Source organism: Algibacter sp. 2305UL17-15 (genome assembly GCF_040720935.1).
Classification (GTDB): Bacteria; Bacteroidota; Bacteroidia; order Flavobacteriales; family Flavobacteriaceae; genus Jejuia.
In genome coordinates this window covers 214,069-231,033 of the sequence record NZ_JBFDAE010000007.1, presented here as the reverse complement: position 1 = coordinate 231,033, position 16,965 = coordinate 214,069, and the positions used below count along the sequence as shown (strand labels likewise).

At 35.8% G+C, this 16,965-nt stretch carries 14 protein-coding genes; all 14 read right to left on the bottom strand.

What is annotated here, in order from left to right:
- Positions 1-145: 145 nt before the first annotated feature.
- The 14 genes from cysM to thrA all read right to left on the bottom strand — a co-directional run bounded on the left by cysM (position 146) and on the right by thrA (position 16,896).
- Positions 146-1,036: a cysteine synthase CysM gene (cysM, locus tag ABXQ82_RS09835; RefSeq protein ID WP_367058539.1), complete on the bottom strand. Its 891-nt coding sequence runs from the start codon at positions 1,034-1,036 to the stop codon at positions 146-148.
- The gene (gene epsC / locus ABXQ82_RS09830; protein WP_367058536.1) at positions 1,020-1,763 is read right to left on the bottom strand and encodes a serine O-acetyltransferase EpsC; all 744 of its coding nucleotides are present in this window, start codon (positions 1,761-1,763) and stop codon (positions 1,020-1,022) included. The genes cysM and epsC overlap by 17 nt, the downstream gene beginning before the upstream one ends.
- 354 nt (positions 1,764-2,117) lie before the next feature.
- Positions 2,118-3,173, bottom strand: a complete 1,056-nt coding sequence (locus ABXQ82_RS09825; protein WP_367058533.1) for an NAD(P)/FAD-dependent oxidoreductase — start codon at positions 3,171-3,173, stop codon at positions 2,118-2,120.
- Between the two features lie 54 nt (positions 3,174-3,227).
- Complete coding sequence (locus ABXQ82_RS09820; RefSeq protein WP_367058530.1) at positions 3,228-3,872, bottom strand: bifunctional precorrin-2 dehydrogenase/sirohydrochlorin ferrochelatase; 645 nt, start codon at positions 3,870-3,872, stop codon at positions 3,228-3,230.
- Positions 3,873-4,694 carry a uroporphyrinogen-III C-methyltransferase gene (gene cobA / locus ABXQ82_RS09815; RefSeq protein WP_367058527.1) on the bottom strand — a complete coding sequence of 274 codons (822 nt, stop codon included), beginning with the start codon at positions 4,692-4,694 and terminating at the stop codon, positions 3,873-3,875.
- Between the two features lie 51 nt (positions 4,695-4,745).
- Positions 4,746-6,851, bottom strand: coding sequence for a HEPN domain-containing protein (locus ABXQ82_RS09810; RefSeq protein WP_367058524.1), 2,106 nt, complete (start codon positions 6,849-6,851; stop codon positions 4,746-4,748).
- Positions 6,852-7,028: 177 nt separating this feature from the next.
- Complete coding sequence (locus tag ABXQ82_RS09805; protein ID WP_367058521.1) at positions 7,029-8,276, bottom strand: GTP-binding protein; 1,248 nt, start codon at positions 8,274-8,276, stop codon at positions 7,029-7,031.
- 258 nt (positions 8,277-8,534) lie between these two features.
- Positions 8,535-9,440, bottom strand: coding sequence for a sulfate adenylyltransferase subunit CysD (gene cysD / locus ABXQ82_RS09800; RefSeq protein WP_367058518.1), 906 nt, complete (start codon positions 9,438-9,440; stop codon positions 8,535-8,537).
- An 89-nt stretch (positions 9,441-9,529) separates the two neighbouring features.
- Positions 9,530-10,150 carry a phosphoadenosine phosphosulfate reductase family protein gene (locus ABXQ82_RS09795; RefSeq protein ID WP_367058515.1) on the bottom strand — a complete coding sequence of 207 codons (621 nt, stop codon included), beginning with the start codon at positions 10,148-10,150 and terminating at the stop codon, positions 9,530-9,532.
- A 12-nt stretch (positions 10,151-10,162) separates the two neighbouring features.
- The gene (locus ABXQ82_RS09790) at positions 10,163-10,420 is read right to left on the bottom strand and encodes a DUF2061 domain-containing protein (RefSeq protein WP_367058512.1); all 258 of its coding nucleotides are present in this window, start codon (positions 10,418-10,420) and stop codon (positions 10,163-10,165) included.
- A 166-nt stretch (positions 10,421-10,586) separates the two neighbouring features.
- Complete coding sequence (locus ABXQ82_RS09785; RefSeq protein ID WP_367058509.1) at positions 10,587-11,000, bottom strand: Rrf2 family transcriptional regulator; 414 nt, start codon at positions 10,998-11,000, stop codon at positions 10,587-10,589.
- 18 nt (positions 11,001-11,018) lie between these two features.
- Positions 11,019-11,819, bottom strand: a complete 801-nt coding sequence (locus tag ABXQ82_RS09780; RefSeq protein WP_367058506.1) for a PhzF family phenazine biosynthesis protein — start codon at positions 11,817-11,819, stop codon at positions 11,019-11,021.
- A 165-nt stretch (positions 11,820-11,984) separates the two neighbouring features.
- Positions 11,985-13,154, bottom strand: coding sequence for an aminotransferase class I/II-fold pyridoxal phosphate-dependent enzyme (locus tag ABXQ82_RS09775; protein WP_367058503.1), 1,170 nt, complete (start codon positions 13,152-13,154; stop codon positions 11,985-11,987).
- A 343-nt stretch (positions 13,155-13,497) separates the two neighbouring features.
- Positions 13,498-16,896, bottom strand: a complete 3,399-nt coding sequence (gene thrA, locus ABXQ82_RS09770; protein WP_367058500.1) for a bifunctional aspartate kinase/homoserine dehydrogenase I — start codon at positions 16,894-16,896, stop codon at positions 13,498-13,500.
- Positions 16,897-16,965: the final 69 nt, after the last annotated feature.

Here is a 16,965-nt window from a genome sequence, read left to right as displayed (position 1 = left end):
AAACTGAAAATGGCGCCCAAATCTACGCGGTTATTCGTTCGGTAACTGACACCTGTATCAAAAACGGACAAAACATATTCTGTGCTTTTAAAACTATTGCTATATTGAAGCCTGAATAGTTACGAATGATTGAAATATAAATAAACTATTCGAACAAGGAAGAGGACAAATACCTATCGCCTATATCGCAAATAACAGCAACCACTACTCCTTTCTCCAAAGATTCCGCTATTTTTAAAGCGCAAAATACTGAGCCACCACTACTCATACCTGCAAAAACACCTTCTTCTTTGGCTAATTTTATGGTTGTTGCTTTGGCATCTTCTTCTGAAACATCAACGACAATATCCACTTTTTTTGGGTCGAAAAATTTTGGGACATATTCAGGCGACCATTTTCTAATTCCTGGAATTCTTGCGCCATCAGCGGGTTGTGCCCCAACTATTGTGATGTCCTTGTTTTTTTCTTTTAAATATGTTGAAACGCCCGTAATAGTCCCTGTTGTTCCCATGGCAGACACAAAATGGGTTATTTCCCCATTGGTAGCTTTCCAAATTTCAGGGCCTGTGGTTTTATAATGTGCTTTCCAATTATCATCATTTTCAAACTGATTTAAAAGTGTATATCCTTTTTCATCCCTTAATTTAAAAGCCACATCCCGAGACCCTTCAATACCAATATCCGAAGATGTTAAAATTACCTCAGCTCCATATGCGCGCATGGTCTTTATGCGTTCTTCGGTAGAATTTTCCGGCATAATCAACACCATTTTCAAACCCAACAAATTCGCAATAAAAGCCAATGCAATGCCTGTATTGCCGCTTGTTGCTTCAACTAAGGTGTCTCCTTTTTTAATGTCGCCCCGTTTTAAGGCTTCATTAATCATGTTAAAAGCGGGCCTGTCTTTTACGCTTCCGCCTGGGTTATTGCCCTCTAACTTCAAAAACAATCTCACGCCTTTTTTTGAAATCAAATGTGTTGCTTCAACTAGGGGCGTATTCCCTATTTGACCAATAATACTATTTTCGAATTCCATTTTTTCTTGGTCTTATTTTAATTTCTGTTTGGTAGGTTACTAACGAATTTTCTGGAACAGATTCCGTAATCCAAACGTTAGCACCAATGATACTATTTGCTCCAATTACAATATCGCCGCCTAAAATAGTAGCATTCGCATAAATACATACATTATCCTCAATAGTTGGGTGTCGCTTTGTAGATGCCAAACTTTTAGATACCGAAATACCACCTAAAGTTACACCTTGATAAATCTTAACGCCTTTTCCAATTATAGACGTTTCGCCGATCACAATTCCGGTGCCGTGGTCAATATAAAACGACTCACCAATGGTTGCTCCCGGATGAATATCAACACCTGTAATACCATGAATAAACTCACTCATCATTCTCGGTAAAATATGAACACCCAATTTATAAAGTGCATGACTCAATCTGTAAATTGAAATCGCATAAAAACCCGGATATGCCATATAAATCTCAGCTAAAGAATGTGAAGCAGGATCATTTCTCTCAAATGCAATAGCATCTAGATCTAGTTTTCGTCTTATTTCCGGAAGTTCAGTTTTAAAAGTTGCCCAAATCTCGCTACCATTTTCTATCTCTAATTTAGACACTATTTCAATAAATGTTTCTTCTAAATAATCCTCATGTACTTTTTCCTGATCACAATCAAACAAAGAATAAAACAATCTTTTAGTGAATGTTTTTGCGGTATCTTTTAAGCAAACGTTATAACTTTTCATATAGCTATTTGTTGTAAAATTTCGAGTGCATAAAAGTAAAACTTATCCTTTTAAATCTCCCCTTTATGAAACACTAAATCCTACAAGACGTTTGAAACCTTGCAGGATTATATTTTTAATCATTTTTATTTTGGGCATTCCCAATATGCTGAATTTAGTTCAGGACCTAGGTCGGGATTTCCGCTAAAGTCTGTTTTCAATCTAGACTTTTAGCTTGTTTTTTAAAGTACATGTTAGGCTCTGTTTCTATTAAACCCACCCCTAGCCCCTCCGAGGAGGGGAACTCATACTCGTATTCAATTTTTTAGACCCTTCAGGTTTTGAAAACCTGAAGGGTCTCTAAACTATACACTTTTAGCTAATAGCCTGAACAACTGCTTTTGGCGCTTCTTTTCTTGACCCATCAAAACCATCAATGCCACTAACCGTTGTATATTTCAATACCAATCTTTTTCCTGGGTTTATAATTCTATACGCCGCTTGACACATTAAAGTAGCCTCATGAAAACCACATAGAATTAATTTTAATTTCTCAGGATATGTGTTCACATCACCAATCGCAAATATTCCAGGAATGTTTGTTTGGTAGTTCAAAGAATTATCAACTTTAATCGCATTCTTTTCAATATCCAGTCCCCATTTTCCAATTGGCCCTAATTTTGGAGACAATCCGAATAAAGGAATAAAATGATCTGTTTCTAATTGAAATGCTTCTCCTTCTTTTGGTGTTACAGAAACAGCTTCAATTGCACCATTACCGTGTAATTCCGTAACCTCAGCTGGTGTAATTAATTTAATCTTTCCTTCTTTAGTTAGCTCGCCTACTTTTTCAACAGAATCCAGCGCGCCTCTAAATTCATTTCTTCTATGAATCAAAGTGACTTCACTAGCAACATCGGTTAAAAAGATACTCCAATCCAATGCAGAATCTCCACCGCCAGAAATTACAACGCGTTTATTTCTATAGAATTCCGGGTCCTTAATAATGTATTCCACACCATTGTCTTCATAATCTGCAATACCATCAATAGCTGGTTTTCTAGGTTCAAAAGATCCTAAACCACCTGCAATCGCCACTATTGGCGCTTGATGTTTTGTCCCTTTATTTGTGGTCACTATAAAAGAACCATCTTCTTGTTTTTCTATCGTTTCGGCACGTTCACCTAAGGTAAACCCAGGCTCGAATTGCTTGCCCTGTTCCAATAAATTTCTGGTTAAATCTCCAGCTAAAATTTCTGGAAACCCAGGAATATCATAAATTGGTTTCTTAGGATAAATCTCAGAACATTGCCCACCTGGTTGTGGTAGTGCATCAATTAAATGACATTTTAATTTCAATAATCCTGCTTCAAATACAGTAAATAACCCTGTTGGTCCTGCGCCTATGATAAGTATATCGGTTTTTATCATTTTGTTTCTAATTTAGACCTGTCTGGTTTTAAAAACCAGGCAGGTCTTTATTCATTATTTTTTCTCTATTAATCCCTTTGTGAATTCGTTTAATGTTTCCACTTTTTCTTCGAAATCACCTTTTATTGTTTTTCTGTACTCGTTTAAATTCTTCACTAAATCATCCACATTTTCAGGAATAACATCCTCAAAAAACTGGCGTAAACGTTTCGCTGTTGTTGGCGATTTTCCGTTTGTTGAAATTGCTACTTTTACATTTCCTTTGGTTACAATACCGCCCATATAAAAATCGCAATATGGTGGGTTATCGGCAACGTTTACTAATTTGGCTTCGGCGCGACAATCTTTCCAAACCTGAACATTAACTTCAGGAACATCTGTCGTTGCCACCACAATATGCTTTCCTTTTAAATACTTTTTTTTGTATGCATCATTAACTAAAGTAACGTCTCCCGTTTCGGCCAACTCTATCGTTCCGTCTCTAAACATTGGCGACACCATAGTTACATGTGCATCTGGACTCGATTTTAAAAGGAACGTTAATTTTTCTTCGGCTACATGTCCTCCTCCAACAATCAAAACATTTAAGCTTTTGGCTTTCAAAAAAATAGGATATAAATTATTTCTTTCCTCCCCTTCCGCCCCCAAAGGGGGAACTGGATTTGAACTTTCAATATTATTTACAACTCCTTTTTTCATTTATTCCTGTTCAACTTCTTTCCTAATTGAATCCAATACTGCTCGCTCTTTAACAACATCTCCGATAACTATAATTGCTGGAGCTGCGAGTTGTTTTTCTTTTACAACCTGTTGAATATTTCGAATGGTTCCTATACCTACATTTTCATTATCACGAGTTCCATTTTGAATGATTGCTACGGGAGTATTTCGTTTATTTTCAGCATAAAACACTTTAACAATTTCACTCAACTTATGCATGCCCATTAAAATAACGATTGTTGCTGTCGATTTTGCTGCCAATTCAACATCAGCTGATAAGGCGTGGTCTTTTGTAGTTGCTGTAACTACCCAAAAACTTTCTGCAGACCCTCGTTTTGTTAACGGAATACCTTGATAAGCCGGAACAGCCAATGCTGATGAAATACCAGGAACAACATACGTTTCAATACCAAATGCTCTTACATAGTCAATCTCTTCAGCACCACGACCAAAAATAAATGGGTCACCACCTTTTAATCGCACTACATGACCCTTTTCTTTGGCTTTGGTAACAATCAGTTCATTAATTTGTTCCTGCTGAAATGCATAACACCCTTTACGCTTTCCAACAAAAATAAGCTCGGTATCTTCCGAAGCATATTTAAGTAACGATTCGTTGATTAGCGCATCATACAAAATGACATTTGCAGATTCAATAGCCTTGATTGCTTTCAAGGTTATTAAATCTTCATCACCTGGACCTGCACCTACAACAGTTAGAAGCCCCCTAACCCGATAGCTATCGGGACCCAAAGGGGGAACTGGATTCTCTATATCTTTATGTGTAATTCTTTTATTCATTTTAATTTAAAGACTCTTTTAAAAGAGCCTTCATTATATTTAGAATACCATTTAAACGGCTTTCTTTTCAAGCTTGGTTTGAGCTTCTCTGTAACCTCTTACTTTATCTAAAAACTCATTCGCATTTTCAATATATTTTGAAGCAAATGCTTCAGTTGGTGCAAATTTATTGATTTGATAAATCAATTCTGAAAAAGAAACACCTAAATCTATTTTGCCACTTGCTACAAACAGTTCATCAAATTGACTGATTATGCCAGCATGTGTATTCGTCTTCTTGTTTTCAGCCAATAACAACGCTTTCGCGGAATTTACTAAAGAACTATACGCATGATAAATAGCACTTGAATACACTTTGTTATCAAAGGATTCTTTGGCATTTCCGATTTTTTCTTCACTCTCTAAAAACAATGTTGCAATTAAATCGATTACAACACCAGCACATTCACCAATACCAATCTCTTTAACGTATTTTTCTTCTTCACCCCAATCAATAAAATCAGATTGCTCTAAATTTTCAACATCCTGTAAATCGTTTAAGAAGTCGTAAAAATACTTTTCGCCTTGTTCTTTATAATACTCAACAAACTGTTTCCCGTTAGCGTTCGCCTCAAAATCATTTAAGATTCTTCTTAACGCTTCAGGGCCTCTTTTACTAGGCACTTTCACAACTTTATCAGCAAAAACACCGTTTCCATCTCCTAAATTTCCTCCACCTAGCAATACTTGTAATGCCGGAGCAACTAACTTGTCTGGAGTACGAACAGTCATTCCTTGGAAACCAATATTTGCCATATTGTGTTGCCCACAAGCATTCATACATCCACTAATTTTAATGACTAAATCTTCGTTCTTTAAATATTGTGGATATTCAGCTTTAAGCATACGTTCCAATTCTACAGAAATCCCTGTACTACTTGCTATTCCTAAGTTACATGTATCTGTACCTGGACATGCCGTAATATCTATCGCTTTATTATAACCAGCTTCTACGAAACCTAATTTCTCTAATTCGGCATAGAAAAACGGTACTAATTCTCTTTTTACAAAAGGAATTACAATGTTTTGACGTAACGATAATCTGATTTCGCCAGCAGCATATTTTTCAACTAAATCTGCCAATAAACGCGCTTTATCCGTATAAAAATCCCCTAATAAAACTTTAATTCCGATAGCCACATAACCATCCTGTTTTTGAGGAATTAAGTTAGTTGACTTCCAAGTTTCAAAAGCTTGTTGGTCTTTAATAGTTACTAGAGGAATTTCAGTAATCTCAACAGGTGTTGAAGCCACATAAGTATCAGCATCAATTGTAACTGTTTTGAATTCTATAGCGTTTTGCTCTTCTTCAACCAACGCTTTAAAAGCGTCTAAACCTATATCTTTAATTAAGAATTTCATTCTCGCTTTGGCGCGACTTTTACGCTCTCCGTGACGATCAAAAACTCTTAAAGTCCCTTCCATTACTGGAATGATTTTATCAGTTTCCAAGAAATCATATAACACATCCGCATGACGAGGTTGTGAACCTAATCCACCACCAATCATTACTTTAAAGCCTCTTACTCCATTTTCAATTTTAGCTATAAATCCTAAATCGTGCATGTATGATAACCCTGTATCTTCATCTGAAGATGAAAAAGACACCTTGAATTTACGTCCCATTTCTTGACAGATTGGGTTTCTTAAGAAAAAACGAAATAACGCATCCGCATAAGGCGAAACATCAAAAGGTTCATCAACATCAATTCCTGCTAATTCTGAAGCTGTTACGTTTCTTACGGTATTTCCACAAGCTTCACGAAGTGTAACATCATCTTTTTCAAGTTCTGCCCATAACTCTGGTGTCCTATTTAAATCCACATAGTGAATTTGAATATCTTGACGGGTTGTAATGTGCAATCTTCCTCTTGAATATTCATCAGAAACATCAGAAATTCTATGTAGCTGATTGCTTTTTACTTTTCCGTAAGGTAATTTTATACGAATCATTTGTACGCCTTCTTGACGCTGACCGTAAACACCACGCGCTAAACGTAAGCTTCTAAATTTTTCCTCATCTATTTTCCCATTGTGAAAAAGCTCGATTTTATTGGCTAATTCAATAATATCTTTTTCTACAATTGGATTTTCAAACTCTGTTCTAAAACTTTGCATATACAAGCCCTTCCTAATCCCGCTGTTAGCGGGAAACTCTTACTCGGGTAAAGTAAGAATTTTGTTAATATTTATTTTATATACCTACAAGGTTTTTTGAAACCTTGCAGGAGCATTAAACCACAAACTAGCTAATTCCCCCTTCGAGTCCCGATAGCTATCGGGATAGGGGCTTCCTTATTGGATAAAACCAGCTCCTACCGTATTATTTGACTGTGGATCAATTAAAATGAAAGAACCATTAGTTCTATGATTTTTAAACTGATCGTAAAAAATTGGTTTGTTTAATTTGAATGTTACCGAAGCAATATCATTGATTGATAAACCTGTTACATCCTTTTCAAAACCTGAGTAATCTGGATTAATTTTATGATTAATGCGATCTACTTTTGCCAACACTTTATTTATTCCATGCTGCACGATGTACTTTCCTCCAGCAGTTAATTGATCTGAATCCATCCAACATACATTGGCAGTAAATTGCTTATCTATAGTTGGTAAATCGTTTTCTTTAACAATCATATCGCCACGGCTTACATTGATATCATTTTCTAAAGTGATGGTAACCGATGAACGTCTTGAAGCCGTTTCATACTTTTCATCATAGAAATATATATCTTTAATTTTTGAACGTGTTTTTGATGGTAATACGATAATATCATCACCAACACTTAAATCGCCACCATACACTTTTCCAGCATAGCCTCTATAATCGTGAAAATCTTCCGTTTTTGGACGAATAACATACTGCACAGGAAAACGAGGCGTACCCACATTAAAAATATCTGCTTTATCCAATTGCTCCAAATGCTCTAATAAAGCTTCGCCTTTATACCAAGGCATTTTATCTGTTTTGTTTACAACATTATCGCCTTTTAAAGCACTCACCGGAATGAATGTTATTTTTTGGTCTTGATAATCTCTTTTACTCATCAATTCAGAAAAATCAGCTTTGATTTTGTTGTAAACCTCTTCAGAATAATCAACCAAATCCATTTTATTAATGGCAACCACAACATCTTTAATTCTTAATAAATTATTGATAAAGAAATGACGATTGGTTTGCTCAATCACACCTTTTCTAGCATCAATTAAAATGATAGATGCTTGTGATGTTGAAGCTCCGGTAACCATGTTACGCGTATATTCAACATGACCTGGAGTATCTGCGATGATGTAACTTTTCTTTTTAGTAGAAAAATAGATATGTGCGACATCAATGGTAATACCTTGTTCTCTTTCTGCAACCAAACCATCGGTAGCTAATGAAAAATCCAAATAATCATAACCACGTTGTTTACTTGTTTTTTCAATGGCTTCTAACTTATCCGTAGTTAATGATTTTGTATCGTAAAGAATACGTCCTATCAACGTACTTTTTCCGTCATCTACACTTCCTGCTGTTGCTATTTTTAATACTTCCATAATAAAGCCCCTCCTAATCCCGCTAAGGCGGGAAATTCTTACTCGGGTAAAGCAAGAATATTGTTGTTAAGAAGCCCCTCTTAACCTCCCCAAAAGGGAGGAACTATTACTCAAGAGGAGCAATTAATTTATTATTTTTTTTATACATACAAGATTTAGATACTGAAACAAGTTCAGCACGAGAACCTTGCAGGATAGCTTTTTATTTTTATTTCCGCAAACGTGCTAGTTTCCCCATTTGGGGGTTAGGGGGCTTTTCTAAAAATACCCCTGCTGCTTACGTTTCTCCATCGCAGCTTCAGAGCGTTTATCATCGATTCTTGCGCCACGTTCTGAAATTGTAGAATCTCTAATTTCTTCTACTACTTTAGAAATTGAAACTGCATCTGACAATACAGCTGCCGTACAACTCATATCTCCAACAGTTCTAAAACGCACCATTTCTTCAATTACTTCTTCGTTTTCGTCTCTGTAAACCACTTCATCTTCTGCAGACCAAATCATACCGTCTCTTAAAAACACTTTACGTTTATGTGCGAAATAAATGGATGGAATTTCAATGTTTTCTTTTTCTATATAAGACCAAACATCCAATTCTGTCCAGTTTGAAATTGGGAATACACGAACATTTTGACCATGGTCTATATCTCCATTCAACATATCAAACAATTCTGGACGTTGGTTTTTTTCATCCCATTGACCAAAATCATCACGAACAGAAAAAATACGTTCTTTAGCTCTTGCCTTTTCTTCATCACGTCTTGCGCCACCAATAGCAGCATCAAATTTGAATTCTTCCAAAGCATCTAAAAGTGTTGTGGTTTGCAACATATTTCTACTGGCGTAACGTCCAGACTCTTCTTTCACCTTTCCTTCATCGATAGAATCCTGTACGTTTCTAACAATTAATTCCAATCCCAATTCTTTACATAATCGGTCTCTGAATTCAATCGTTTCAGGAAAATTATGTCCTGTATCAATATGCATTAATGGAAAAGGTACTTTTGCAGGATAAAATGCTTTAACCGCAAGTCTTACCAAAGTAATTGAATCTTTTCCTCCCGAGAATAACAATACAGGTTTTTCAAACTGTGCTGCTACTTCTCTCATAATGTATATCGCTTCGTTTTCTAATGAATTGATATTTGATGTGTCTTTTTTCATTTTTATGATTTTTCCATTTGCCACGAATCACAAATGTTTTTTCTTGTTTTTTTACTGCGTACTGCTAACTGAAAACTGCTTACTTTTTTTTAAGCGTGCAATCCACACTCTCTATTTTCTAATGCTTTTGTTGGGTCGAAATATTTGAATTCGTTTGGCAAGTTGTTCTCTTCTAAATAAGTATCTAATTTTTCATCAGACCAAAAATAGAATGGACTCACCTTTAAAACACCATCTTTACTTAAACTAAAAATCCCGATACTATTTCTAAATGCAGTTTGGCCTTGACGCAAGTTTGTAAACCAAACGTTTGGTTTGTGTTCTTCCATTGCTCTTTTAAAAGGTTCTAACTTTACTTGTTCGGTAAATAAGACATGTTCTGGAGCATCTACGCTTGGAATTCCCATTACCACATCACGATGTGATGATGTTTGCTTTGGCACATACAAAGACACATTCAAGTTTAAATCTTTAATCACTTGTTCTGCATGCTTATATGTTTGCGGTGTATTGTAACCCGTATCGCACCAAACCACGGGAATAGTAGCTTCTACTTTACTGACCGCATGTAAAATAGCTGCTTCATAAGGTCTGAAGTTGGTAGTAACTACTGCTTTTTTATCAAGTTCAAACGCCTTCTGAATAATTTCAGATGGCGCTGCTTTTTCAAAGCTTTTATTTAATTTTTCTATTTGACTTTCTGTAAACATCCTTCTAACTATTTATTTTCCCCACTTAATTGAATTCCAAATACGCTCATGGAAAAAGTATAATACCATTTTAGTTAAAAAATCTATTGAGGCAATTGAAGCCGCAATTGAAATTTCTCCTGTTAAAATATAAGACACAATCAAAGTATCTAAAGTCCCGATGACTCTCCAGCTTAATGCCTTCGCTACACTGCGTATTGGTTTTTCCCCAACACTATCATCTTTGTAAGTGGACTTTTCTTTACCTTTTAATAACATTTGCGCAATCATTTGTCGTTATTTTATATTAATCCTATCAACTTAGTAGGGATTACAAAAGTAATACTTTTTTTGACATTACAAACTCCCTCAATGATTTTTTAGAATAATGAATTAATTGGACGATAAATTGAAGAAAACTAACAGAAATGAATAAAATTATGAAAATATTTAATAATTAAACACCTGATAAATCTGCTAAAGTCGTATTTCTAAATACTTTAAGCGTACTATCCCGTACTTCAATCATTAATTTATGAACGCTACATTTATGTTCGTCGGGGCAGTCATCGCATTTTTCGTAGTAATTTAAACTAACACACGGTACCATGGCAATTGGACCTTCGAGTACGCGCATGACTTCGGTCATTAATATTTCCGTAGGTTCTTTTCTAAGATAATACCCGCCATGTTTTCCTTTTTTAGAGCCTAAAACACCAGCTTTTCTTAAAGTCAATAAGATACTTTCTAAAAATTTCTGCGGAATACGTTCGCTTTTAGCTATTTCACTCACTTGAACAGGGCTTTCTCCCGTGCTTCTTGCAATATAAGTGAGGGCTTTTAAGCCGTATTTTGTTTTTTTGGATAGCATGGGGCTAAGATAGAGAAATTATAGTTTCAACTTGGCCTCAAAAACGGTAATCGCTTTTCCTTTAATTTCAACTTTATTATTCTTGAGACTAGTCTTTACCTCGCCACCCCTTTCAGATACTTGAAGAGAAAACATTTCTGTTTTTTGTAGTTTTTGAGACCAAAGAGGAGTAAGCGCACAATATGCTGAACCAGTAACAGGATCTTCATTGATCCCAGAAGCAGGTGCAAAACATCGCACAACAAAATCAATATTAGATTCTTTTCCTTCGGAAGAAACCATTAAATGCCCTAAACCATTTGTTTTTAAAGCTTCAAAATTAGGGTTAGATTGTTCAATTTCATTTTGATTTTTAGCAACTGCAACAATCCAATTATTTGAACTGGAATATATTTCTACAGGTTGAAAGCCAACACTACTTTTAAAATTTTTTGGGATTTTAGTTTTGGTTAATGGATACTTCGGAAAAGTCATCACAATAAAATCTTCCTCTTTAGTAATTGTTAAATTTCCTCCTTTAGCTTTAAAATGAATAGTTTCATTTTCATCTTTCAAACCGAGTTGATAAATAATATGAGCCGAAGCTAAAGTTGCATGTCCACATAATGGAATTTCGGTTGTAGGCGTAAAATATCGAATATCGAAACTATCTTCCTTAGGAATAACAAAAGCGGTTTCAGATAAATTCATCTCTAAAGCCATGTTTTGCATCCATTCATCAGATAATGAACCATCAACTAGCATCACTCCTGCCGGATTACCTTGAAAGGCAACATTGGCGAAAGCATCTACTTGATATATGGTTTTGTTGTTTGTCATTTTCAATTTATTTTGGCGCAAATCTCTACATAAGTATCCAAGTCACTTCGAGTATCACGCCATAAGTGTGATGTATCGAGAAGCTTGAAAGGTGAAAATTTATTTGTTTTCGATACGATTTTTTGCAAAAATCACTCAAACTGACATAAATTTTCTCATCAGGAATTAACCCAAAGCCTGCTCCAAATCCTCGATAATATCATCCACATGCTCCAATCCAACAGAAACCCGCACCATACCATCCGTAATTCCCGCAGCTGCTTTTACGTCTTGCTCTACTTTTGCATGCGTCGTACTTGCAGGATGCGTTACAATAGTTCTGGTATCTCCTAAATTGGCTGATAGCGAACACATTTTAATAGCATTTAAAAAGGCGCGACCTTCATCTAAACCACCTGCCACTTCAAAAGCAATAATATTACCGCCTAATCGCATTTGTTTTTTGGCAATATCATATTTGGGATGTGACTTCAAAAATGGATATTTCACCCATTTTACTTTAGGATGCGCTTCTAAAAATTCAGCTAATTTCAAGGCATTTTCACAATGTTTTTCAACACGTACCGCTAAAGTCTCTAAAGATTTAGACAACACCCAAGCATTAAACGGACTCATGGAAGGCCCCGTCAATCTGGAAAACAAATAAATTTCTCGAATCAAATCCTTTTTACCGACTGTAATACCACCAAGTACACGTCCTTGACCGTCCATTAATTTAGTAGCCGAATGAATCACTAAATCCGCACCATATTTAATTGGCGCTTGCAAATATGGTGTTGCAAAACAATTATCAATAACCAACAACAAATCATGTTTTTTACAAATAGCACTCAAAAACTCCAAATCCAATACATCAACCCCAGGATTTGTCGGTGTTTCTGCATAAATAAATTTTGTATTAGGCTGAATTAAACTTTCTATAGTTTCGACCTCGTTAATATTAAAATACGAACACTCAATATTCCACTTCGGAAAATATTTAGTAAACAACCCATGGGTTGCCCCAAATACCGAACTACACGATACCACATGGTCTCCCGCATCCAACAACGTCGCAAATGTCGAAAACACCGCAGCCATGCCACTTGCAAATGCAAAACCTGCTTCCGCGCCTTCCATCAAGCACACTTTATCCACAAATTCGTTCACGTTCGGGTTGCTATATCTGCTGTATAAATCGCGTTGCTTTTCCTCTGCAAACGAGGCTCTCATGTCCTCAGCATCATCAAAAACAAATCCCGATGTTAAATATAATGGAACTGAATGTTCTGAAAATTGAGATGTTTCAATCTGCGTTCTTATCGCTTCCGTTTCAAAGTGTTTTTTCTTGCTCATTTTTATTCTTTTTCAGACCTGTCAGGTTTTAGAAACCTGACAGGTCTCAACTTTACTATTTTTAATTTTTTATTATTTGGGCATTCCCACGCTTTGGGGCGTGGTCGGGCTTTCACTACTCAATCCCTCCTGCGTCGGGGATTTCAAACATGTCGTTCAATCCCTAATGCGCAAGTCTGCTGGGGTTTGGTTTTAAACCTAAAAGCGTTATCTTATCTGTTAGCTAACCTACAAGGTTTATTCTATCTCTACAGGCCTCATTGTTCTCTAGACCTGTCAGGTTTTCAAAACCTGACAGGTCTGATGGATATTTTAGATTCCCGCTTTCGCGGGAATGACAACACTAATTAATATGCTTACTCAACCTCAAAATATCCCCAAAAACCCCACGTGCTGTAACCTCAGCACCTGCTCCTGCTCCTTGAATCACAATAGGTTGTTCCCCATAACTTTCTGTAAATATTTCAAAAATAGCATCAGAACCTTTTACATGTCCCAACGTACTATCTTCTGGAATAGATACTAATTTCACTTCTAAATTCCCTTTGTCTTGAGATAAATCTCCAGACAAATCGCCAACATATCTCAACACATGACCTTCTTTTTGGTCATCTTTCAATTTCTGATATTGTTCGTCTAAAACATTCAATTGTGCTAAAAATTCTTCAACCGAAATATCACGATACGCTTCTGGAATTAAATTCAAAACTTCAACATCTTCAAATTCATTTTGCAAATCTAACTCTCTCGCCAAAATCAACAACTTTCTCGCCACATCATTTCCTGAAAAATCTTCGCGAGGATCTGGTTCTGTAAATCCTTTATCCACCGTTTCTTGAATAATTTGACTAAACGGCTTGTCTTCCACCGAAAAATTATTGAATAAATAACTTAACGTTCCCGAAAACACACCTCTAATTCTTGTGATATTTTCGCCAGATTCATGCAATAACTTAATGGTATCTATTAATGGTAAACCTGCGCCAACCGTAGTTTCGTATAAATACTCCTTATTGTTATCTTTCAACTGTTTTCTAAGATCTGTATAGAAATCGTGAGAAATGGTATTTGCAATTTTGTTAGATGATACCAAGTCGAAACCAGCTTCAATTAGCGGTATATAATTGTTATAAAACTCATTGCTAGCCGTATTATCAACAGCAATTAAATTCTCTAAATGATGGTTTTTGGCGTAAGTAATAATGTCATTAATAGAACTCTCATAACTACTTAATTTTATGGCAGTTTCCCAATTGGAATTCGCGCCATTTTTATCAAGCACCATTTTTTTAGAATTCGCAATGGCGAACACATTTAAGTTGATGGCTTTACGTTTTTCTATATCTCCTTTCGATTTTAAAATTTGATTGATTAGTGCGCCACCAACACCACCATGTCCGAAAATAGCAATATTTATCTTTTTTGAAATTCCGAAAACTTCGCCATGAATCACATTTACAGCCTTATGTAATTGCGATTTCCGAACCACCAAACTCACATTCTTACCAGTAACCGTGTTATTGAAAAGCAATGGCGTAATTTGATTTTTGATTAAGGCATTAAATGGTTTATGGAATGAACTCAATTCAATCCCAATAATAGAAATTACCGAAACATCATCAATAACATCAATTTTATTCACATCCTGCGAATAGAAATCACTTTCAAATTCACGTTCTAAAGCAATAACTGCTTGAGTGGCTTGGTCTGCATTGATAATTAAACCGATACCTCTTTCGGAAGAACCCTGCGACACTATACTTACGCTAATGCCATGCCTACTCAATGCACCAAATATTCTGGCATCCACGCCAATTTTCCCTAAAAGCCCACGACCTTCTAAATTCAATAGGGCTACGTTATCTAAAATTGATAATGAGGTTACTTCTTTTGTGCTTGGTTTTGCAGTAATTAGCGTCCCTTCATCATCTGAATTGAATGTATTTAAAATCCGAAGATTAATATTTTTTTCAACTAACGGAATAATGGTTTTTGCATGTAACACCGAAGTTCCGAAGTTTGCTAATTCGTTTGCTTCACTAAAGGACAGTTCTCTAATTTGTTTTGCATCTGGCACTAAACTTGGGTCTGCCGTATAAATACCACTTACGTGTGTGTAATTTTGAAGTTCATCGGCGTCTAAAAAGTTAGCAATTAAGGCTGCGGTATAATTACTTCCATTTCTTCCTAAAGTAGTCGTTTCGTTTTTTAAATTTGAAGCAATAAAGCCAGTAACTACATTTATGACATCGTTATTTTTTCCGAAGTAAGCTTTAATGTTTTCTTTAGAAACTTTTGATATTGGTTGTGCATTACCAAAAGTTTCATCTGTTTTTATCAACTCACGAGCATCGGTAGCTTTTGCTTTTACGCCTTGTTCGTTCAATAAATTGGATATGAGCTTAACCGATAATAATTCCCCTTGCGCCAAAATATTATCTTTCGTTTTTTTGCTGAAATCTCTTAACAGACTTACACCTTCAAACAATTTATCTAAAGTTGAAAACTCTTCTGAAAAGTCAATATGTTTTGACGGTTCGGTTTGGTAGTTTTTAAAAGCTTCCAGATCTTCTTTAAACGGTTCTCCTTTCAAAGCTTTATTCAGAATAGCATCTAAATCATTTGTCGCTGAACCTCTTGCAGAAACTACAACTGTAATACGTTCTCCTGCCTCAACCTTATTTTTTATAATTGAAAGTACTGTTTCCAAACCTTTTCCGTTGGCTAAAGATTTACCTCCAAATTTTAATACCTTCATTTGTTTTCTTTTAGAATGTGGCACAAAAATGCCCTCAATAATTTTTTCCAATTGGTCGTATTCCATTAAAAAAGCATCATGCCCGTGTACCGAATGAATTTCATTATAGGTTACATTCGGGTGTGTTAACGCGAGTTGTTTGTGGGTTTCCCTGTTTTCTTCCGCAGTAAAAAACAAATCGGAATCCACACCTACAATATGAATATTCGCTTCTATATTTTCAAGCACATTAAAATTGGTCGATCTGCCTTTTGTCACATCAATGGATTTTAACAACTGATTCATCAACTTATAAGCCGATAATTGAAAGCGCTCCTGTAATTTCTTTCCATGGTGCAACAACCAACTTTCGACATTAAAAATCTCTAAATCATCATTTTTAGACCGTTGAAAACGAGCTTTAAAAGACTCTGGCGTGCGATAACACAACATGGCGTGCATTCTTGCATCGTGAACTGGATGTTTGGAATTCAATAGAAATTGTTCTTGAATTTGGCAATTGGCAATTAGCCAATCGGTAGATTTCCAATCTGTTGCCACGACAACTAAATGTTCGGTAAAATCGGGCTGCAAAACGGCCATTTCCCATGCAATCCCACCACCTAAAGAACCTCCAATAGTTGCAAAAACCTGACCTGTATCTAATGCTTTTAAACCTTTTAGAAACAATTTTGCGACATCTCTTGCTACAAAGTCTTTGTAATTATCAATGACGAAACCATCAAATCCGTTTCCAGGAATATTAAAAGCCAAAACGGTGTATAGTTTTGTGTCTATGACTTTATTTTCGCCAACTACATCTTTCCACCAGCCGTTTTCTCCTGCCACTTCGCTATTTCCCGTTAATGCATGATTTACCAAAACGATAGGTCCAGTGCCCAAAGGTTTACCAAACACTTGGTAACTTAACTTTATTTCAGGGTTAAGCGCACCACTTTCGGTGGTGTAATTTGGAATGATGATATGTTGTAATGGATGTTTCATAAAAGCCCCTCCTAACCTCCCCGAAGGGGAGGAATACTCACTATTGTTTTTCTAGACCTGCGAGATTTT